Below are 19150 nucleotides of genomic sequence, written 5' to 3'. Positions count from 1 at the left end.
TTTGAATCATCCGTTTCTCATCGCGCAGATCAGTGACCTGCATCTCAAGGCCGGGGAAAAACTGACCTATGGCGTTGTTGATACCCTCGCCGCGTTGCGTCGTGCGGTCGATCATTTGAATACCCAGGTGCCGCGTCCCGACATCGTGGTGGTCAGTGGCGACCTGGTGGACTTTGGCCGCCCTGATGAATATGCCGTGCTGCACCCCGAACTGGCGCGCCTGCACATGCCTTGCTACCTGGTGCCCGGTAACCATGACAACCGCGAACATTTGCGGGCGGCATTTGCCGATCACCACTACCTGCCAAGCTTGGCCGGTGCTCCCCTGGATTGGGTGGTGGAGGAGCATCCGCTGCGCCTGATCGGCCTGGACAGCACCATTCCCGGCGGCCACGGCGGTCAGTTGCTGGACAGCCAATTGCGCTGGCTCGATGAACAATTGTCCTGTCGGCCCGAGGTGCCAACGCTGCTGGTCCTGCACCATCCGCCATTTATCAGCGGCATTGGCCACATGGACCGCGAGCCGTTCATCAACGCGCAGGCACTGGAGCAGGTCATCGCCCGCCATCCACAGGTGGAGCGCTTGCTGTGCGGGCATTTGCATCGGCCGATGCAACGGCGCTTCGGCGGTAGCCTGAGCTGCGTGTGCCCCGGTACTTCCCATCAAATCGTCCTGGATCTACAGCCAAGCGCTCCCGCGCATTTCAACCTGGAACCTGCGGGGTACTTGTTGCACCACTGGCATGGAGAGGGCCTGGTGACCCATAACGGCGTGTTTGGCGAATATCCGGGGCCGTACCCATTTTATGACGCTCATGGATTGATCGACTGATAACCCAAGGACTTTCACTCATGACACTCTTTGGAGATTTAACCCCTACCCCACTCTATACATTGAAGTTTTTCTAACGAGTTACTTAACGCATCGGCCAATCATGTGATCGGCCGAGAGCTTCCTGCTGCCTTTTCAACATGCCCGGAACAGAGATTCCGCGGTGGAGTGCGTCCTGATGAAAGCCCTATTTCAAGTACTGAGTGTTTTAACGGGTGGTATGACGCTTGTCCTCAGCCCGTTGGCGTCTGCCGATTTTATCAACGACAGCAAAGCCAACCTGAACTTGCGCAACTTTTACTTCAACAACGATAACCGTGACGGAGCCGCCGCCCCTTCGAAGACCGAAGAATGGGGCCAGGCCTTCATGCTCAATTATCAGTCGGGATTTACCGACGGCACCGTGGGGTTCGGCCTGGACGCGATCGGGTTGCTGGGCTTGAAGCTCGACAGCGGCGAGGGTCGTCATGTTGGCAGCTCGATGTTTCCCAACGACGGTGACAAGGCGGCGGACCAATGGTCTCGGCTTGGTGCAACGGCGAAGATGCGCGTCTCCAAGACCGAACTGCGCTACGGCACGTTGCAACCGAAACTGCCGATCCTGGTTTCCAACGATGGCCGCCTGCTGCCGCAAACCTTCGAGGGTGGCCAAGTCACGAGCAATGAAATCGACAACTTGACCTTCACCGCCGGCCAACTGGAACACGCCACCGGCCGGGCATCCAGCGACAGCGCCGGCCTCGCCGTGGCGGGCGCCAGCCAGGAAAGCAACAAGTTCACCTTCGCCGGTGGCGATTACAAACTGACCAAGGATCTGACCGCCCAGTATTACTACGCCAATCTTGAAGATTATTACCAGCAGCATTTCGCCGGTTTGCTGCACGTCTTGCCATTGGGTGAATACGGCTCGCTGAAAACCGACTTGCGTTACTTCAAGACCACCTCCGACGGCAAGAACAGCAGCGCAGCCGGTCGCGCCAGTGGCTACAAACTCGGCGGCTATACCAAGGACGGTAGCGGTGAAATCGACAACGATACCTGGAGCGCGGCGTTCATTTACTCGTTGGGCGGCCACGCCATTACCGCGGGTTATCAACGCGTGTCCGAAGACAGCAACTTTGCCCAACTCAACCAGGGTGGCCTGGTGGGCAAGGGCGAAGGTGGCGCCAGCCTGTATCTCTACACCGACCGCACCATCCAGACGTTCATCCAGGCCGGTGAACGCACGGCATTCGCCCAGTATGCCTATGACTTTGCAGCGCTCGGTGTTCCGGGCTTGAAGGCATCGGTGATGTACCTCAAGGGCGACAATATCCAGACCACCAGCGGCAATGACGCCAGTGAATGGGAACGTGACATCTCCCTGGACTATGTGGTCCAGAGCGGTGCGTTGAAGAACGTCGGTTTCGGCTGGCGCAACGGCATGTCGCGAAGCGATATTGCCCGCGACCAGGACCAGAATCGCCTGATTGTGAGCTATAGCATTCCGTTGATGTAACCGTGCAGAAGGAAGGAGCCGGCAGTACGCCCACAGCGGCTCCTTTCCTTCTGCCCTTGCCGCGTTGAAATAACCGCGCGCACCTTCATGGGGCGTGGCGATTCGCATGATCAGGCAATAATCAGCCCGGATCGTGCAATCGCTCCCCAACATTGCTTTCTATAGTTAACCAGAGCCAAACCATCTGGAGCTGGTACCCCTATGAGCGCCCTCAATATCAACGGCCGTGAATACACGGTTGACGTAGACCCAAGCACCCCGATTCTTTGGACCCTGCGCGACACGCTGGGCATGACCGGCACCAAGTTCGGCTGCGGCGCAGCGTTGTGTGGTGCCTGCACCGTTCATCTGGATGGCCAGGCCATTCGCTCCTGCGTGACACCCATCGCTGCCGCTGAAGGCAAGAAGATCACCACCATCGAAGCGGCGACCAATGGCAGCGACCCGGTCGGCACTGCCGTGCATGAGGCCTGGGTCAAGCACGACGTGGCGCAGTGCGGTTACTGCCAAAGCGGGCAGATCATGAGCGCGACGGCGTTCCTCAAGGCCCAACCCAAGGGCAAGCAACCCACCGCCGCCGAGATCGACTCGGCCATGGCCGGCAATATCTGCCGCTGTGGCACCTACGCCCGTATCCGCACCGCGGTGGCGGACGCCGCCAAAGCCCTTGCCTGATCGGAGCCCACCATGTTGAACGAATTTTTCCCCAACGAGCTGCCTCGCGCCCTGCAACACAGCCTGGAGATCGATCAGGCCGATGGCCCTGCCACCCTTCCCCGTCGCAGCTTCCTCAAGATTGTCGGCATTGGCGGTCTGGCCCTCGGCGCTTTTCCTCACCTGGCCCTGGCCCAGGAGGCCAACGGCGCAGCCGCAACGCCGCTGAAACCGACTCAACAGCCCTCCGCATTCGTACAGATCGCCCCTGACGGCGTGGTGACGGTCACCCTCAACCGCCTGGAGTTCGGCCAGGGCGTGCAGACTGCCCTGCCGATGATCCTCGCCGAAGAACTCGATGCCGACTGGAGCCGGGTGCGCAGTCGCAACGGCAACAGCGACGCCGCCTACCTGGATCCGAATCTAGGCATTCACCTCACCGGCGGTTCCAGTTCGATCAAGAACAGCTATACCCAATACCGCGAACTGGGCGCCCGCGCTCGCGCCATGCTGCTGGCAGCGGCAGCCGCGCGTTGGAACGTGGACGTGGCCAGCCTGAGCACCCAAACCGGCATGGTGTTGGGTCCGGGGGGCCGTAAAGCCAGCTACGGGGAACTGGCCGAAGCCGCGATGGCCATGCCGGTGCCGGAAAAGGTCACGCTCAAGGATCCCAAGGACTTCCGCATCATCGGTCAGGCCACTACGCGCATCGATGCCAAAGCCAAGAGCAGCGGCCAGCAGGATTTCGGCATCGATATGCATCTGCCGGGGCAGCTCACCGCCGTGGTGGCACGTCCGCCAGTGTTCGGCGCCAGGATTGCCTCTCTGGATGACAGCGCGGCACGGGCAACCAAAGGGGTAAAAGCGGTGCTTCGGGTGCCGCTGGACCGCGGCGCCGAAGGCGTTGCGGTGGTGGCGGACGGTTATTGGCAAGCGAAGCTGGCGCGTGATGCGCTGAAGCTGGAATGGGACCTGGCCAACGTCGAGAAAGTGGACAGTGAAAAACAACTGATCCAATACCGCGAGCTGGCCACTCAACCCGGGCCACGACAGTTCGACGCTGACATGACACCGCTTGCCAGCGCACCGCATCAGTTGCAGGCCGAGTTTGTGTTCCCTTACCTGGCCCACGCGCCCATGGAGCCATTGAACTGCACCGTGCAACTTGCCCAGGGGAGCGCCCAGTTGTGGGTCGGCACGCAGTTTCCCGGCGGTGATGGCGCGGCGGCTGCACGGGTCCTGAATCTGCAACCCGAGCAAGTCCAGGTCAATGTGCAGACGGCGGGCGGAGGTTTCGGCCGGCGTGGCGTGCCCACCAACGATTTCGTCGTGCTGGCTTGCGAAGTGGCCAAGGCCGCGCACGCCGCTGGGCTTGATGCGCCTATCCGCACACTCTGGAGCCGTGAGGACGATATCAAGGGCGGCTACTATCGCCCCATGCACCTGCACCGCGCGCACATCGGTTTTGACGACAGCGGCAAGGTGCTGGCCTGGGACCATGCCCTGGTCGGGCAATCCATCGTCAGTGGCACTCCGTTCGAAGGAATGATCAAGAACGGCATCGATGCAACCGCAACAGAGGGCATGCGTAATCCTTATCCGCTGCCGATGCGCCTGACAGTCCATCACCCCAAACTCAATGTCCCCGTATTGTGGTGGCGCAGCGTAGGTTCCACCCATACGGCCTTTGTGATGGAAACCCTGATCGACGAGATCGCCCGCGCCACCAAGCAGGATCCGGTGGCTTACCGGATGAAGCTGTTTGGCGACGAGAGCCCTCGCCATCGCGCTGCGCTGCAATTGGCGGTGGACAAGAGCGAGTACGGTAAGCGTCAGCTAGCGGCGGGTCGCGCCTGGGGCGTGGCAGTCCACGAGTCGTTCAGTTCGGTGGTGGCCTACGTCGTCGAGGCCTCGGTACAGGACGGGCGTCCGGTGCTGCACAACGTGACTGCCGGCGTGCACTGCAATCTGGTGGTCAACCCACGCAGCATCGAGGCCCAGGTACAAGGCGCGGCGCTGATGGGCTTGTCGATGTGCCTGCCCGGTGGTGCCGTCACTTTGAAAGACGGCGTTGTGCAGCAAAGCAATTTCGCTGATTTCAGCGTGCCGCGCATCACCGACATGCCAGCGTTCGCCGTCCACATCGTGCCCAGCGCCGAACCACCCACGGGGATGGGTGAACCCGGCCTGCCGGCGCTGGCCCCGGCATTTGCCAATGCCGTGGCGAGCCTGACCGGTAAGCCGCTGCGTGAGTTGCCGTTCAAGTTGACGTAGCTGTGCATGGGCTGCCCGCCGCACTGCCCTTCCTGGCAATGCGGCGGGGGGTGTTACTTCGCCGTCGCAGCGGTTTCAATCAGCCTGGCAACCGGCTCCGGATTGGAAACCATCACCACGTGGGAAGCGCCCTTGACCACTTTCACAGCCTTGGCTTCGGCACGCTTGGCCATGAAGGCCATGGCCTGGGGCGGAATGTTCTTGTCCTTGTCGCCGTAGATGTACCAGGACGGAATGTGCTTCCAGGCCGGAGTCCCTGCCTGTTCGTTCAGCGCCGCCTCAGTGACCGGACGTTGTGTCGCTGCCATCAATGCCGCCTGCCCGGTGGGAACGTCAGCGGCGAACTGGTCGTGGAACTTGTCCTGTCGGATGTACAGATCCTTGCCGCCATCCGCCAGTGCGACCGGTGGAGCAAGGGTTGGCCCCAGGGTGCTGCCGGGGAATTTGCCGGCGAGCCCGGCGACGGTTTCGCCCGCCTCGGGGGCGAACGCGCTGACGTAGACCAGTGCCTTGACGTTGGCATGGCCGTTGGCCGCTTCGCTGATGACGTTGCCGCCGTAGGAATGGCCGACCAGCACAATGGGAGACTTGATGCTGCCCAGCAAGGCGGAAACGGCAGTGCCATCGCTTTTCACGCTGCGCAACGGGTTGGCTGCGGCCACAACGGTATAGCCATCTTTTTCGAGGATCTTCGCCACGCCATTCCAGCTTGAAGCATCGGCAAAGGCGCCGTGCACCAAGACAACGGTGGGTTTTTCAGTTTGTGCGAGCGCGTTGGCCGCGATGAACAGGCTGGCGCTGCACGCCAGTGCAGTCATGACTTTTTTCATTGGCAACTCCTTGAGTGACAGGGCTATTGGGCGAAACGGGTGAAGACGAAGTCGTGGTTCTGCACGCGCGCCTGATGGCAGGCGAAGCACGTCTGGTGCTGTGCCTCATCGGCGGGTTTGCCGTTGATGAAGCGACCAAAGCCCCAGCCGCCGGTGGCGGCATATTTGCTCGAGTCCTTGACCATGACCTGCACGGTGGTCGCCGCGCCGGGGATCGAAGCCGGCTCGAACTCCGGCGACTGGACGTGTTTCCACGCCAGCTTGACCAGCACCGTGCCGTCCGGGAACGGCAGTGTTGAATCCTGATAAGCCTTGATCGCCAGGTCATTACCCAGTACCGCTCTCAGCTCGTTCAGGGGTTCCGCCTCCTGGGCCGGGGCTATCAGCGCCCACTGGCGATACCCATCGGGAAGCTTCACGCCATAGATCGGTGACGCCTCGCCGCTGCCGGCGTCGCCCAGGGCGATGCCGGTCGCGGTCAGTGCAGCCACCGCAATGGCAGCGGACACTGCCAGTTGCTTGAGTTTCATCGTTGCTCTCCCGGCGGGCGTCATTGGAGGTGATCGGCGTCGATCACGGCCTGGGCGAACGCTTGCGGGGCCTCTTGCGGCAGGTTGTGGCCGATACCGCCATCGATCAGGCGATGTTGGTATTGGCCGGTGAAACGCTTGGCATAGGCCTCGGCCGGAGGGTGCGGTGCGCCGTTGGCGTCGCCCTCGAGGGTGATGGTCGGCACGCTGATGGACGGAAAGGTCGCGAGTTTCTTCTCCAGCTTGTCGTACTTGGCCTCGCCCTTGACCAGGCCCAGGCGCCAGCGATAGTTGAAGATCGAGACGGCAACATGATCGGGGTTCTGCAAAGCAGCGGCGCTTCGGCCATACGTCGCGTCGTCAAAGTTCCACTTCGGCGACGCCAGTTTCCAGATCAGCTTGGCGAAGTCGTGGGTGTTTTTTTCATAACCGAGGCGGCCACGCTCCGTCGCAAAGTAGAACTGATACCACCACTGCAACTCGGCGGCCGGCGGCAGCGGCGTCTTGCCGGCTTCCTGGCTGCCGATCAGGTAGCCACTCACCGCCACCAGGGCTTTGACCCGCTCCGGCCACAGGGCCGCGACGATATCGGCGGTGCGGGCGCCCCAGTCGTAACCACCGAGCACGGCCTGCTTGATCTTCAGCGCGTCCATGAAATCGATCAGATCGCTTGCCAGCGCAGCAGGCTGGCCGTTGCGCAGGGTCTTGGCCGACAGGAAGCGCGTATCGCCGTAACCCCGGGCGTATGGAATCAGCACGCGATAGCCCTTCTCGGCCAGTGCAGGGGCAACGTCGGCGTAGCTGTGAATGTCATAGGGCCAACCGTGCAGCAGGATGACCACCGGCCCATCGGCAGGACCGACCTCGGCATAGGAAACGTCCAGCAGGCCAGCCTTGACGTGTTTCAACGGGCCGAAAGACGTGTGGCTGCCCGGCGTGATGGAGGCGATGGTGCTGGCAGGTACATCCGCGGCGCTCGCCTGTGATGAGGCAAAGCCCAAGGCGCCCAGTTGCATCATGGCGAACATCAGGATGGATGGACCGAACAGGCGCCGAGGCCGTGCGGTGGATGTGTGGTTCAACAGAGTCGTGTCCATGGTGAATCTCCCTTGCTAGCGGTGGTGAGCCCCTGAGACGGTTTGTGCTATCTCGATGGAGCCCATTTGACGCCGGCCAGGTATCCCGGATGTGTCACGGACGGGCCTGAAAGAAACAGTCCGTATCGACAGGGAGGCTGGATACAAAGAGATACATTTGTGCGGGAAAGGCCTCATCCACCGCTATCGCGAGCAAGCTCGCTCCCACAGGAGATTTGTGATGACCGCCCGACCTGCGTACACCCGAGAACCGGTGTGGGAGCGAGCTTGCTCGCGATGACGAAGGCACATTCAACATGGATGCTGGCTGACCCACCGCTATCGCGAGCAAGCTCGCTCCCACAGGGGATTTGTGATGACCGCCCGACCTGCGTACACCCGAGAACCGGTGTGAGGGCCGTGCTCGGCTCAGGCCGCCCCGCCCTTGCCATGAAACGCCTGCCCCAACACCGCCAACCGCTGCGCCAACGGCGGCAAGCACTGGCTGCTGCGAGTCAGGATGCCAATGTTGTCGGCATTGCGCTCAGCCACGGCCTGGACGGTCTGCAGCCGCTCATTGATGCCCATCGACGCCTTGGACTGTTCCTGGGTGGTGCTGGCGATCAGGTCGTTGAAGTGGTTGATCACCGCAATGTCTTCCACCACGGCGTGCAGCAGTTGTGAGGCAAGTTGGCTGGCGGTTACGCAGCGTTGCACTCCGTCGCGGCTGTCTTGCATGGCGACAGCGGCTTGGCGACTGCCCTGTTGCAGCTTGGCGATGATCTGCTGGATTTCCGTAGTGGAGGTCGATGTCTTTTGGGACAGGGTCCGGACTTCGTCCGCCACCACGGCGAAACCGCGCCCCTGCTCGCCGGCCCGGGCGGCTTCGATGGCCGCGTTGAGGGCCAACAGGTTGGTTTGTTCGGCGATGCCATTGATCACATCCAGCACCTGACCGATCTGTTGCGCCTGTTCGGCCAGGACCTGCACGGTTTCATTAGTCAGGTTGATACGCCCGGCCAGTTCGACGATTTCTTCGCGGGTCTGGTCAACGGTGCTACGCCCTCGGTTGACCTGCTCGTTGGCCTGTCCGGCGCGTTGCAGCGTCTGATCGACGTGGCCAGCGATGTTTTCCATGGCCTGGATCAAATGGCTGATCGCACCGCTCATCTGCGCCACTTCGTCCAACTGGTGACGAGCGCCGTTTTCCAGGGTCAGGCCGACCTGGGACAGGTCATGGCCAAGGTCCGAAAGGTTTCGGGTATCGCGCACCACGCCGTCCACCAGGTTGGTCACCTGCTCCAGGAAATGATCGAAACGCTCCGCCGAGGAGACTTTGACACCCTGGCTGCGCTGGGCATCGGCGTTGCTACTCAACTTCGTGGCGTCGGCCAGGCTCTGGTTCGCCAGGTAAATCAGGATCACGCTTTCCACCACCACGTAGAACGCGTGAAGCAAGACCATGTTCCAGCCGCCATGGGCATCCATGACGAACACCGGATAGCCCTGATGCTGAAGCCAGTGGAAACCCAGGTGGTGGACGGCAATGGTGGCGGCGGCCACGACAATCGGCAGCCAGTCCCGGTAGAACGTCAGCACCGCCAACAGCACGAAAATCCCGAAGTGGAACTCGATCACGCCATGGGTCTGGTTGATGTGTAGCGCTGCCATGACCATCAGCGCCACGGCGATGATGCAGCGCATGGCACGGCTGCCGCCCAAGCCGCGATAGAGGGCGGTGGTCAGCACGCAGGTGCTCGCCCCCACCAGCAACGCCTGGGTGAACGTCGAATGCATGAACGCCAGGCACAGGGAATACAGCAACGTCAGCCAGAGCAGCCCCAGCATAATGCGATCGGCTTTGCGGTAATGATCGTTGAAGCGCACGGGCGAGGTCATGGGGGCTGTCCTTTTCGGATACTTGGAGGGTCCGTTACCAATGCCGGTTTCAGGCCTTATCGGCATCTCGCAATGGAACTGTAACTGATTACCATCAATTGGTGGCATTGCGCCACTAACCTTTTATCCGCGACCTTTGCTTTATGATGTCCGCCATCTCAACTCCCGAACTGATGGAACCCCCATGACTTTCGATTTCGATACGGTGTTCGAGCGCCACGGTACCGGCAGCACTAAATGGAGCCGTTACCCGGCCGATGTGTTGCCAATGTGGGTGGCCGATATGGACTTCCCTGCTCCGCCGGTGATCATCGATGCACTGCACAAACGTCTGGAACACCCGATGCTGGGCTACAGCGTGGCCCAGGACAACCTGCGTGCGGCCATCGTCGCGGATCTGTGGAACAAGTACGCCTGGCGCGTCGAGCCCCAGCAGATTGTGTTTCTGCCCGGCGTCGAGCCGGGTTTCAACATGGCGCTGCACGCGCTGGTAGAACCGCAGCAGAATGTCGTGGTACAGGTGCCCAACTACCCGCCGCTGCGCAACGCCCCGGGTCACTGGCAACTGAACAAGGTGGAACTGCCGTTCGACCCGGTCGATGGCGAGTTTCACACGCCGCTGGCCGCGTTGCGCGAGGCGTTGCAGGGTGGTGGCGCGCTGTTGCTGAGCAATCCTCACAACCCGCTGGGCAAGGTGTTTGACCGGGAAGAACTCAAGGCCGTAGCAGACATTTGCCTGGAGCAGGACGCCTGGATCATCTCCGATGAGATCCATGCCGAACTGTGTTTCGACGGTCGAGTGCACATCCCCACCGCGTCCCTCAGCGCGGAAATTGCCGAGCGCACCATCACCCTGATGTCCGCCAGCAAGGCCTACAACATCGCCGGCTTGAAAACCTCGTTCGCCATCATCCAGAACGCCAAGGTCCGCGAGCGGGTCAACAGTGCCCGGGCCGGCATGGTCGACAGCGTCAATGCCCTGGGCCTTGAAGCCACCCGCGCGGCCTACAGCGAAGCCGGTCCGTGGCTCGACGGCCTGAAGGTGTACTTGCAAGCCAACCGCGATTACCTGGTCGAAGCCGTTGACACTCGCCTGCCGGGCGTCACCATGACGGTGCCCCAGGGCACTTACCTGGCCTGGCTGGATTGCTCCGGGTTAGGGCTGGACGACCCGCACGGGTTCTTCCTCAAGGATGCCAAGGTCGGCCTGAGCGCCGGGCTGGATTTCGGTGACGATGCCGGGCAGTTCGTACGCCTGAACTTCGGCTGCCCGCGGGCGCTGCTGGAGGAAGGGATTGCGCGGATGGAGCGGAGTTTGAAAGCCAGGGGCTGATTGCACAGACCAGAGATTCCCTGTGGCGTGGGAGCCAGCTCCCTCGCCACAATTGGCTCAGCGTCTTACCCGTGCATCTCTGGCGTATACACGAAGCACAACTTGTTCCCCTCCGGATCCCGGCAATACGCCCCGAAGTACCCAGGCGAATAATGTGGCCTGGGGCCCGGAGCACCTTCGTCGAAGCCGCCCAGGGCAATGGCCTGTTCCCAGGCGGCGTGCACGGTTTCCGGAGAATCTGCGGCGAAACTCACTTGCATGCCATTGCCCCACGTGGCAGGCAGGCCATTGAACGGCAGTTGCACGAAGACCTGTGGCCACGGCTTTCCAGGTTGATGCCAGCCCTCCCCCGGTGGCCCCGAGTCGTTTTCGCTCGCCATGCGCACCAACCCCAGGCAACCGAGAACGGCATCATAGAAGGCGACCATTTTCGGCAAATCGCGCGCGCCGATCTGTATGTGGCTGAACATGTCGTGCTCCTCGTATTTCGACGGTGCGGTTGCTCAGGACGGCGCCTTGGCAATCACCCAATCTTCCCATTCGCTCGTAATCACAAACCTGCTCGGCCCGCCCTATCTGCGTTCACCGGTCAAAGCCCGTTGATGAAAATAGCGCAGTTGAACGAGTGCGTGTTCAGCGGCCCACAACTGCACCTGGCCGCGACTGCCGAAAAAGCGTTCCTGGCGACTGAACAGTGCCCGTTGGCCATTCACATCGAACGCCCAGGCAAAACACACCGTACCGGCGGGGATACCATCCATGTCGTCCGGCCCGAGAATGCCGGTGGTGGCCACCGCCGCGTTGGCGTTAGCGTCGTGCAAGGCGCCGAGAGCCATTTCTTCGGCCACTTCGCGACTGGTGAGATTGAACATCTCGATGGTGCGCGGGCTGACCCCAAGCAGCCGTTGTTTGGCCTCCGGGGAATACACCACATAGCCGCTCTCGATCAGCGAACCGCAGCCCGGCACCTCGGCCAGTAACGTGACGATCTGGCCGGCGGTGCAGGATTCGGCCGTGGTCAGGCGAAGTTCATGTTCACGCAGATACTCACAAATGAAGTGGGCAACGGTCATGGCAAGCAGTCCTTTCATGGTGCTGATGGGTTGACCCTTGCCACTGTGATTCATTCCCTTTATCGCGCCATGGCCTGCACACGGCAAATAAATGAAACCGCTCCCCGCTCCTGTACCTCAAATTCATAGGAGCCTCGTGCGGAGGCTGTCTTGATCAGGAGGTCGTCATGTCTGCACCTTTCGTCAAACTGTTCACTCATCCCGAGTTCGCCTGGGCGGACATCCGCGAACAAGAGCAGGCTCACCCACGGCATTATCTGGGGCATTTGCTGTTACTGGCCTTGATTCCTGCGGTGTGCCTGTTCATCGGCACCACCTGGACTGGCTGGAGCCTGGCGGAAAACGAAACGGTACGGCTCAGCAGCGCCAGCGCACTGCAGTTGTGCGTGCTGCTGTACCTGACCATCGTCGCTGGCGTGGCCCTCATGGGGTTGTTCATTCGCTGGATGTCACGCACTTTCGACGTGCGTCCAACGGTCAACCAATGCATTGGTTTCGCGGCCTATACCGCCACGCCTTACTTTCTGGCCGGGATCTTCGGGCTCTACCCTAACCGTTGGCTAGCGGTCGCCGTATTGGCACTGGCCTCGGCTTATTCGACGTTTTTGCTGTTTGTCGGGCTGCCCAAGTTCATGAGTCTCAAGAAGGAACAAGGCCTGCTGTACTCGGCCAGCGTCTGGGGCGTCGGGTTGTTGGTGCTGGTCACTATCCTGGTGGAGATGATCCTGCTGTGGTTTAACGTGTTGCAGCCGGAATATCTGCGTTTTCCAGCGAGCTGACAGACACGCCAGGCATCCGGATGAAATACCTGAATGTTTTTTTGGCGAGGGAGCTTGCTCCTTCGCCATGGGGTGCCCTGCCAGCCCTACTTGTCAGCCTTCTTCATACCAATGCGCCGGCGCATGTCGGCGGTGATGCTTTGGCGGGTTTTCTTGAGGTCGGCCCAAGGCTCGTGACCGACTTGCGCCAGACGCTCATGCACGTTGTGCACATTCCATAGATTCGCCCCCTTGAGCTCGGCGACCTCTTCGCGAAAGATCGGTACCGACACCGGCAATCCCTCCCGGGTGCGGGCGGCATAGGCGCAGATAGTGGTGGCGCCCAGACCGTTGCGCAGGTAATCGATGAAGATCCGCCCTACCCGGTTTTTTGGCCCGGACACGGCCGAGAAACGGTCCGGTAGCAGCTTGGCCATGTGGCTGACGATCGCATGGCTGAACCCCTTGACCTCATCCCAACCCAGTTTTCGCGTCAGCGGCACCACCACATGAATGCCCTTGCCGCCGCTGGTCTTGAGAAACGCCTTGAGCCCCAGCTCATCGAGTACCGATAACGTCAGTTGGGTGGCCTCCACCATGCTTTTCCAAGGCAATGCCGGGTCCGGGTCAAGGTCGAGGACAAAGCGGTCGGGCTTGTCCAGGTTCACCGTCGTGGCGTTCCAGGTGTGCAGCTCCACCGTGCTCATCTGCACCGCGCCAATCAAGGCCTCGGCGTTATTGATGATCATCACTGGCTGCCCTGTTAGCGCCTTGTCCAGGCTGGTAATGCCAGGAATTGCCAAGTGCTCGGCATTCTTCTGGAAAAACAGCTCACCCGCGATGCCGTCCGGCGCCCTGACCAGCGCCACTGGGCGGTCCGCCAGTTCAGGGAGGATGAACTCGGCAACGCTGGCGTAATACTCAGCCAGTTGCAGTTTGGTGGTGCCACTGCTGGCGTCGATGACGCGATCCGGATGGGTGATGCGAACTTTGCCGTCCATGGCCGGCACTTCGCTGGCTTTGTGTCTGGCGTTCGCCTTGGATGTGCTCGATGGCGCTTGCGCGGAGGTTTTCTTTTGGGTGGAGGGCTTTTTCACCGGTTTCGCCAGCTCCTGAGTAATCTCCTTGGCCGGTTTGTCATTGCGCAGTCCATGGAACACCGCGTGGCGCACCGAGCCTTCCTTGGTCATCTCGGCAAACGCCACTTCGGCCAACAAGGTCGGTTCGAGCCAGTGCACACCTTTGGCTTCGTAGCCGGTGGGCGGGTTGACCACGGCGGCCTTTTTCGTCTCCAAGGGCAACAACTGTTGGTAGATGCTTTTGAGGGTGATTTCGTTGAACCCGGTGCCGACCTTGCCGGCGTAACGCAACTCACCACTGTCGGCATCATGCAGCCCCAGTAGCAAGGCGCCGAAGGCGTTACGGGCACCCTTTGGATCGCTGAAGCCGACCACCACGAACTCCTGGCGGTTCTTGCACTTGAGCTTGATCCAGTCATTGCTGCGCCGGGAAACATAGGCGCTGCCCAGTCGTTTGCCGATCAGCCCTTCCATCTGCATCTGGCAAGCGCTGTTGAGCAGTGCCTCGGGGGTTTCTTCGAAGGCATCGGAAAACCGCAGCAGAGGGTCTTTGTTACGTTCCAGCACTGCTGCCAATGCGGCCCGGCGTTGCTCAACGGCCACTTTGCGCAGATCCATGCCGTTGAGGTACGGCAGGTCAAACAAGTAATACGCGATCTTGCCACTGCTGCCGGCCTCGAAGGCATTTTGCAAGGCCTGGAAATCCGGCACGCCCTGTTCGTTGGCCACCACCATTTCACCGTCGAGCCAAGCCGATTCCAGCCCCAACCCGGCCAGGGCCTTGGCTTGCTTGGGCAATTTATCGGTCCAGTCATGGCCGTTACGGGTGATCAGCCGTACATCGCCGTTTTCGATACGGGCCATGATTCGGTAACCGTCGAACTTGATCTCGTAAAGCCATTCGCCGTCGGGTGCCCGTTCGACCAGCGTGGCGAGCTCCGGTTTAAGCGTCTCAGGCATCGGCCCGGCCGTTGCGCCGCTGAGGGTGGTTTTCGCGGTCCTTTTCGTCGACTTGGGTCGAGGGGCTTTTTCGGGCGGCTTCACGGGTTTGGCTGAGGCGGCCTTGCCTCGATGCTTGGGCACGATCGAGCGATCGCTGAGCACGCTGTCCGGCTCAGCCTGCACCACGTCATATTCGCTCTCGGGCCGAGCCGCTTCATCCTGATGCTTGATCAGGAACCATTGCTCCTGCTTGCCGGGCATGTGGGTGCGCACCAGGTTCCATAGGCCGCTGAGCTTTTCGCCTTGCAGCTCGAACTTGAGTCGGCCTTTTTCATAGTCCTGATGGGCATCACCCTGGGGAATCCACACGCCCCGGTCCCAGACAATGACCTCGCCGGCGCCGTAATGGCCTTCGGGGATGCTGCCTTCAAACGTCGCGTAATCCAGCGGATGGTCCTCGACATGTACCGCCAAACGCTTGACCTTGGGATCCAGAGACGGCCCCTTGGGCACCGCCCAGCTCTTCAACGCGCCGTCCAGCTCCAGGCGGAAATCGTAGTGTAGCCGCGAGGCATCGTGCTTCTGGATGCAGAACTGCAGGGCGTGGGCGCTTTTCGCCGATTTGCCCGCGCGCTTGCCCGCTGGTTCCGGCGTGGCGGCGAAATCGCGCATGCGGTTGTAATCATCAAGGGTCTTGCTACTCATGGACCACCTGCTACGTGTTGCAAGGCCGGGTCGGCCGCAGGCCTCCCGGCGGTTTCCGCCAACAGTTGATCGACGACTCGGCTCAAGGCCTGTTCGGTGGAGTCCCCCAGCAACAACCCTTGTTCATAGAGAACGACCTGCCGGTCGGCACTGATGCCTTCCTGCACGATACGGCGTGCTTGCTTGAACACATCCTGGACGCCCAGTTGCGCCGCGGTTTCACCGAAGGTTTGCTCGGCCAGAGTGAGCCATTCACCGATAAGCATGGGTTGCTCCTGCCCCTGGACAATGAACTCCGCGAGAATCCCGTAACGCTTGGCCCGCCAGCGGTTTTCCTTGAGGATCCACTGGGACATCGGGCTGTAATGGGCACCGGGTCGCGGTTGGGCGATGGCATGGGCCACCATCAGGCGAAACAGCGAGACAATGCACAGAACGTCTTCGACCCGAGGGCAGGCATCGCAAATGCGCAATTCCAGGGTCGGATAACGCGACGAAGGTCGTATCACCCACCAACAGTCGCTGGGTTGGCGTATGGAACCGGTGCGCATGAGCAGGTCGACATAACCGGCGAACGCCGACTCGTCCTCGAAAAACTCCGGCACACCCATGCGCGGCCATTCATCGCAGGCAACTTGTCGATAGCTGCTAAAGCCCGTGTAGGCGCCGTTCCAGAACGGCGAAGAAGCACTCAGCGCCAGGAACATGGGCAGCCAAGGCAGCACCTCATTCATGACCCGCACCCGGTCCTGATTGGCCGGCACCTCCACATGCACATGCAGGCCCGACAGCACACTGCGCCGCGCCACCCGCTGGTAATCGTCGAACAGTTGCTGGAAATGCAGTTCATCGGTCGGTTGCAGGACCTGGGTGGCCATTGGGTGTGAACCGGCGCTGAGCAGCCCCAGGCCATGGGGCGCCAGTCGCTGGTTCAGGCCGGTCCGGACCTGGTTCAGGTAATCGGCGGCTTCGGCCAGGCTGCGAAAGATGGGCGATGCCATCTCTATCTGGCATTGGAACATTTCATGGGCAAAGTGCTTGCCCAACTGCTCCTGGCACGCAGCGACCGCCGCCGTGGGCGGCTCACCGGGCATGTGGCGGGTTTGCAGGTCGGTGATGAAATACTCCTCTTCAATCCCGAATTTCATGCGCCTGTTCATCGATAATCCCTCCGATACCCGCGCCGATGCGGGTTACAACCAACGCCACCACGGCGATCCTTTCCACGTCCTGATAACCCGGCGTGAGCAATTCCTCGCCAAACACATCCGGGTCCAATTCTCGATAAGTCCAGCCAAAATCCGTTGAGTCGCGCCACGGCCCCAGCGCTTCCAGGAACGGGTCGCGGCCATCGACCATTGCCACGCCGGTGTAGAGCACCAGCGAGCCACCCGGTGTGAGCCGAGGCAAGGCCTGCTCGATGATGCGCAGCGACAGCCCGGCGCCGAGTGTCCCACCACCATGGCGATAGGCGCGCTCGGACGGGTCGGCCATGTAGGGTGGGTTGGCGACAATCAGGTCGAAATTCCCCTCTACGTCCTCAAGCACGTCGCTATGGGCGATCTCGACGTTGGCCACCTCGGCCAGCGCTGCATTCACCGCACTCAGGCGCAGGGCCAGCGGGTTGATGTCCAAGGCCAACACCTGGGCCTCGCGCCGAGCCCGGGCAATCACCATGGCCCCGACACCCGCGCCGCAACCGATGTCCACGGCGCGGTGCACCGCCGTGAAACTCTGTTGCAGATGAGTATGGATCAGTTGGGCGAAGCGGTAGCTGTCCGGGCCGAAAAACACCGCATCGTTGGCTTGGGTGGGAAATTGCGAATGGGCGAACAACAAGCCATCCAGGCTCGACCAACGCACCCGGCTGTGCCACAGGCCGTCGCGCTCTTCCAACACTTGGGCTTGCTGCAATTGCCGCTGCTCATCGGCGCTGATCAGCCCCGGAGCAAACGGCCGTGACCAGCCAAACACATCCCGCAGGGTTTTGGCGCATTCGTTGCCGGGCCTTTGGTTGACCCGTTCATGGGTCAGGGGCGTCGGCGTGATGAAACGGTAACCGTCGGCCTGCAGGCGCCGGCCCAGTTGCAGCAGCGCCAGGTCAGCTTCGGACAGGCGTTCTTCCTGATTCATGCAGGGCTCCTAGCGCAGTACGGATTTGAGTTCGATGAACTTTCGGGTCGCCAGCAGCCCGGCCGGATGACTGTGGCAACGGGCCGAGAGCCAGGGCATCAGGGTTTGCATCTGCTCATCAGGCGCCTGGCCTCGCAGGGTCTGCTGAAGGTTCTGCACATCAGGATCGTCGATTGCCGTGTGTGGCTCGCTGGCCGCGCCGAGGTTGCGGCGTGGGCTGCCACGCGCGCCCTCCTTCAGCCAGTCACCGGCGATCCAGTCGTGCAGCAGCTGCTTTTCGTAAGGGCTGAATACCCCGAACATAGCTGCCCCCGCACCCTCGATCAGGGTCCAGAACCGACTGTTCTGCGGGTCCTCATGACGCTTGATCCAGCCCTTGTTCTGCATTGCCGTCAAAAATCCCTCCAGCTGGCCTGGTGCCGAGAGCCACTGGTTGACGGTCTTGCCTTCGAACTTGCAGTAGTCGGAGTGCATGTGCTGGCCGAACGGGCGTTTGCGCTCAAGCATGTCCAGTACTTCCTGATAAAGGTCGAATGACTCGATGATCGCTCGGCTGCCCTGCCCCAGGTCATTGAGGCGATAGCCCAGGGTAACCCGGCGCCAGAAGGATTCACGGCCGGCCTCCATCGGCATCAGTTGCAGCAGCGACTGCACAGCTTTGTGGGCATGGCCGGTGCTAGCGTTGTCGATGGTCACATGGAGGGTGAAGTAGTACGGATCGATGTCCAGTTCGCTCAGTTCGTAAGCGCTGATCAACAGATGCAAGGGCAACTGCTCGTAACCCAGGTTGTAGCCGATGACCTCGGGCAGGTATTCATCCCCTGCGTAGCCCAAGGCCAGTTGCACCGCGCCTTGCAGGTAACGTTCGTCGTCGATGTCCGGGGCATCCTGCAGGCCGTACTCGGCGAGCAGCTTGCGGTAGATCACCACGTGGTTCTGTGCTGGGTTACCGTCGCCCAGTTCTTCCAGATAGGTACACAGCAGCCCTTCGAAGCGGTGGTCGTGCCAATGCTTGAGCACCCCATACAGCCAGGCGCCGTCGACGAGTTTGGTGGGTGCCACGGCTTGCAGGAAATACAAGGCGTGAGCCTTGCTGCTGAAGAATTCGCGCGGGCCGCCGCCTTTGCGCCGCTCCAGGTACTCGGCGTATTGCCGGGCCACGCCAGCGCTGTGTTGCTCGACCCAGGCTTGCAGCGCCATAGGGTCATCGGGCATTTCCTGAGGGAGTGTCGCAGCCTGTTCGGCACATTGCTCGATAAACGCTTGGGCGACGGCTTGTTTGTCAGCATCGTCGGGGCCCTGGAGCAGTCGTTCGTAGCATTGGCGCACTGTCCCGGCGTCAGTGACAGGTTGCACGGTGGCAGGCCGGGATTGGAGGGTTGTCAGCGCAGTCATAAGGGCCTCTTGGGTTCTTTGCAGGACGCTGAGTCAGCACGTCTCTATTTTTGCAGAGCGCTTTGTGCGACGAAAAATTCCCTTGAGTTGAAACGCCGCCGGATAAACGGAGCCGTGCCGTTTTAGTGGGAACCCTTGC

At 61.3% G+C, this 19150-nt stretch carries 16 protein-coding genes; 6 read left to right on the top strand and 10 right to left on the bottom strand.

Annotated elements, in window-relative coordinates; genetic code table 11:
* Position 1: 1 nt before the first annotated feature.
* From SGN16_RS14380 to SGN16_RS14365, 4 genes are all read left to right on the top strand, one after another.
* A complete protein-coding gene (locus SGN16_RS14380) occupies positions 2 to 832 on the top strand; it encodes a phosphodiesterase (protein ID WP_335944798.1) in 831 nt (276 codons plus the stop codon).
* Positions 833 to 1010: 178 nt separating this feature from the next.
* Positions 1011 to 2330, top strand: a complete 1320-nt coding sequence (locus SGN16_RS14375; protein ID WP_335944797.1) for an OprD family porin — start codon at positions 1011 to 1013, stop codon at positions 2328 to 2330.
* A gap of 201 nt (positions 2331 to 2531) precedes the next feature.
* Positions 2532 to 3005: a (2Fe-2S)-binding protein gene (locus SGN16_RS14370; RefSeq protein ID WP_210638696.1), complete on the top strand. Its 474-nt coding sequence runs from the start codon at positions 2532 to 2534 to the stop codon at positions 3003 to 3005.
* 12 nt (positions 3006 to 3017) lie between these two features.
* Positions 3018 to 5258 carry a xanthine dehydrogenase family protein molybdopterin-binding subunit gene (locus SGN16_RS14365; RefSeq protein ID WP_335944796.1) on the top strand — a complete coding sequence of 747 codons (2241 nt, stop codon included), beginning with the start codon at positions 3018 to 3020 and terminating at the stop codon, positions 5256 to 5258.
* 53 nt (positions 5259 to 5311) lie between these two features.
* Here the strand turns inward: SGN16_RS14365 and SGN16_RS14360 are convergent, their stop codons facing one another.
* The 4 genes from SGN16_RS14360 to SGN16_RS14345 all read right to left on the bottom strand — a co-directional run bounded on the left by SGN16_RS14360 (position 5312) and on the right by SGN16_RS14345 (position 9593).
* The gene (locus SGN16_RS14360; RefSeq protein ID WP_210638694.1) at positions 5312 to 6088 is read right to left on the bottom strand and encodes an alpha/beta hydrolase; all 777 of its coding nucleotides are present in this window, start codon (positions 6086 to 6088) and stop codon (positions 5312 to 5314) included.
* 23 nt (positions 6089 to 6111) lie between these two features.
* The gene (locus SGN16_RS14355; RefSeq protein ID WP_335944795.1) at positions 6112 to 6618 is read right to left on the bottom strand and encodes a cytochrome P460 family protein; all 507 of its coding nucleotides are present in this window, start codon (positions 6616 to 6618) and stop codon (positions 6112 to 6114) included.
* Between the two features lie 20 nt (positions 6619 to 6638).
* Entirely contained in the window at positions 6639 to 7715 is a 1077-nt protein-coding gene (locus tag SGN16_RS14350) for an alpha/beta hydrolase (RefSeq protein WP_335944794.1), read from the bottom strand.
* A gap of 408 nt (positions 7716 to 8123) precedes the next feature.
* Positions 8124 to 9593 (bottom strand): methyl-accepting chemotaxis protein, encoded by a 1470-nt coding sequence (locus SGN16_RS14345; protein ID WP_335944793.1) that lies wholly within the window; start codon positions 9591 to 9593, stop codon positions 8124 to 8126.
* A 184-nt stretch (positions 9594 to 9777) separates the two neighbouring features.
* On the opposite strand from SGN16_RS14345, the gene SGN16_RS14340 reads away from it, so the two are divergent.
* Positions 9778 to 10926 (top strand): PatB family C-S lyase, encoded by a 1149-nt coding sequence (locus tag SGN16_RS14340; protein WP_335944792.1) that lies wholly within the window; start codon positions 9778 to 9780, stop codon positions 10924 to 10926.
* A 65-nt stretch (positions 10927 to 10991) separates the two neighbouring features.
* Here the strand turns inward: SGN16_RS14340 and SGN16_RS14335 are convergent, their stop codons facing one another.
* Together SGN16_RS14335 and SGN16_RS14330 are read right to left on the bottom strand one after the other, a co-directional pair.
* Entirely contained in the window at positions 10992 to 11396 is a 405-nt protein-coding gene (locus SGN16_RS14335) for a VOC family protein (RefSeq protein WP_210638689.1), read from the bottom strand.
* A gap of 102 nt (positions 11397 to 11498) precedes the next feature.
* Positions 11499 to 11999 carry a CinA family protein gene (locus tag SGN16_RS14330; RefSeq protein ID WP_210638688.1) on the bottom strand — a complete coding sequence of 167 codons (501 nt, stop codon included), beginning with the start codon at positions 11997 to 11999 and terminating at the stop codon, positions 11499 to 11501.
* Between the two features lie 167 nt (positions 12000 to 12166).
* On the opposite strand from SGN16_RS14330, the gene SGN16_RS14325 reads away from it, so the two are divergent.
* Complete coding sequence (locus SGN16_RS14325; protein ID WP_210638687.1) at positions 12167 to 12778, top strand: Yip1 family protein; 612 nt, start codon at positions 12167 to 12169, stop codon at positions 12776 to 12778.
* Between the two features lie 86 nt (positions 12779 to 12864).
* Here SGN16_RS14325 and ligD read toward each other — a convergent pair whose 3' ends face one another.
* The 4 genes from ligD to SGN16_RS14305 are packed head-to-tail and all read right to left on the bottom strand — an operon-like array spanning position 12865 to position 19011.
* Positions 12865 to 15483, bottom strand: coding sequence for a DNA ligase D (gene ligD / locus SGN16_RS14320; protein ID WP_335944791.1), 2619 nt, complete (start codon positions 15481 to 15483; stop codon positions 12865 to 12867).
* A complete protein-coding gene (locus tag SGN16_RS14315; protein ID WP_335944790.1) occupies positions 15480 to 16643 on the bottom strand; it encodes a carboxylate-amine ligase in 1164 nt (387 codons plus the stop codon). Before SGN16_RS14315 ends, ligD begins: the two co-directional genes overlap by 4 nt.
* On the bottom strand, positions 16615 to 17616 hold the full coding sequence (locus SGN16_RS14310) for a class I SAM-dependent methyltransferase (RefSeq protein ID WP_335944789.1): 1002 nt from the start codon (positions 17614 to 17616) through the stop codon (positions 16615 to 16617). The genes SGN16_RS14315 and SGN16_RS14310 overlap by 29 nt, the downstream gene beginning before the upstream one ends.
* Before the next feature lie 9 nt (positions 17617 to 17625).
* Positions 17626 to 19011: an iron-containing redox enzyme family protein gene (locus SGN16_RS14305; protein ID WP_335944788.1), complete on the bottom strand. Its 1386-nt coding sequence runs from the start codon at positions 19009 to 19011 to the stop codon at positions 17626 to 17628.
* Between the last annotated feature and the right edge of the window lie 139 nt (positions 19012 to 19150).

The sequence above is a fragment of the Pseudomonas sp. G166 genome (genome assembly GCF_037027455.2).
Taxonomy (GTDB): Bacteria; Pseudomonadota; Gammaproteobacteria; order Pseudomonadales; family Pseudomonadaceae; genus Aquipseudomonas.
This window is presented reverse-complemented; position numbering and strand designations above follow the sequence as displayed.

What these genes read in the sequence shown, in the direction of transcription:
- SGN16_RS14375 (WP_335944797.1), top strand. Translation starts at nt 1,011, where the DNA reads ATGAAAGCCCTATTTCAAGTACTGAGTGTTTTAACGGGTGGTATGACG.
- SGN16_RS14370 (WP_210638696.1), top strand. Translation starts at nt 2,532, where the DNA reads ATGAGCGCCCTCAATATCAACGGCCGTGAATACACGGTTGACGTAGAC.
- SGN16_RS14365 (WP_335944796.1), top strand. Translation starts at nt 3,018, where the DNA reads ATGTTGAACGAATTTTTCCCCAACGAGCTGCCTCGCGCCCTGCAACAC.
- SGN16_RS14360 (WP_210638694.1), bottom strand. Translation starts at nt 6,088, where the DNA reads ATGAAAAAAGTCATGACTGCACTGGCGTGCAGCGCCAGCCTGTTCATC.
- SGN16_RS14355 (WP_335944795.1), bottom strand. Translation starts at nt 6,618, where the DNA reads ATGAAACTCAAGCAACTGGCAGTGTCCGCTGCCATTGCGGTGGCTGCA.
- SGN16_RS14350 (WP_335944794.1), bottom strand. Translation starts at nt 7,715, where the DNA reads ATGGACACGACTCTGTTGAACCACACATCCACCGCACGGCCTCGGCGC.
- SGN16_RS14345 (WP_335944793.1), bottom strand. Translation starts at nt 9,593, where the DNA reads ATGACCTCGCCCGTGCGCTTCAACGATCATTACCGCAAAGCCGATCGC.
- SGN16_RS14340 (WP_335944792.1), top strand. Translation starts at nt 9,778, where the DNA reads ATGACTTTCGATTTCGATACGGTGTTCGAGCGCCACGGTACCGGCAGC.
- SGN16_RS14335 (WP_210638689.1), bottom strand. Translation starts at nt 11,396, where the DNA reads ATGTTCAGCCACATACAGATCGGCGCGCGCGATTTGCCGAAAATGGTC.
- SGN16_RS14330 (WP_210638688.1), bottom strand. Translation starts at nt 11,999, where the DNA reads ATGACCGTTGCCCACTTCATTTGTGAGTATCTGCGTGAACATGAACTT.
- SGN16_RS14325 (WP_210638687.1), top strand. Translation starts at nt 12,167, where the DNA reads ATGTCTGCACCTTTCGTCAAACTGTTCACTCATCCCGAGTTCGCCTGG.
- ligD (WP_335944791.1), bottom strand. Translation starts at nt 15,483, where the DNA reads ATGAGTAGCAAGACCCTTGATGATTACAACCGCATGCGCGATTTCGCC.
- SGN16_RS14315 (WP_335944790.1), bottom strand. Translation starts at nt 16,643, where the DNA reads ATGAACAGGCGCATGAAATTCGGGATTGAAGAGGAGTATTTCATCACC.
- SGN16_RS14310 (WP_335944789.1), bottom strand. Translation starts at nt 17,616, where the DNA reads ATGAATCAGGAAGAACGCCTGTCCGAAGCTGACCTGGCGCTGCTGCAA.
- SGN16_RS14305 (WP_335944788.1), bottom strand. Translation starts at nt 19,011, where the DNA reads ATGACTGCGCTGACAACCCTCCAATCCCGGCCTGCCACCGTGCAACCT.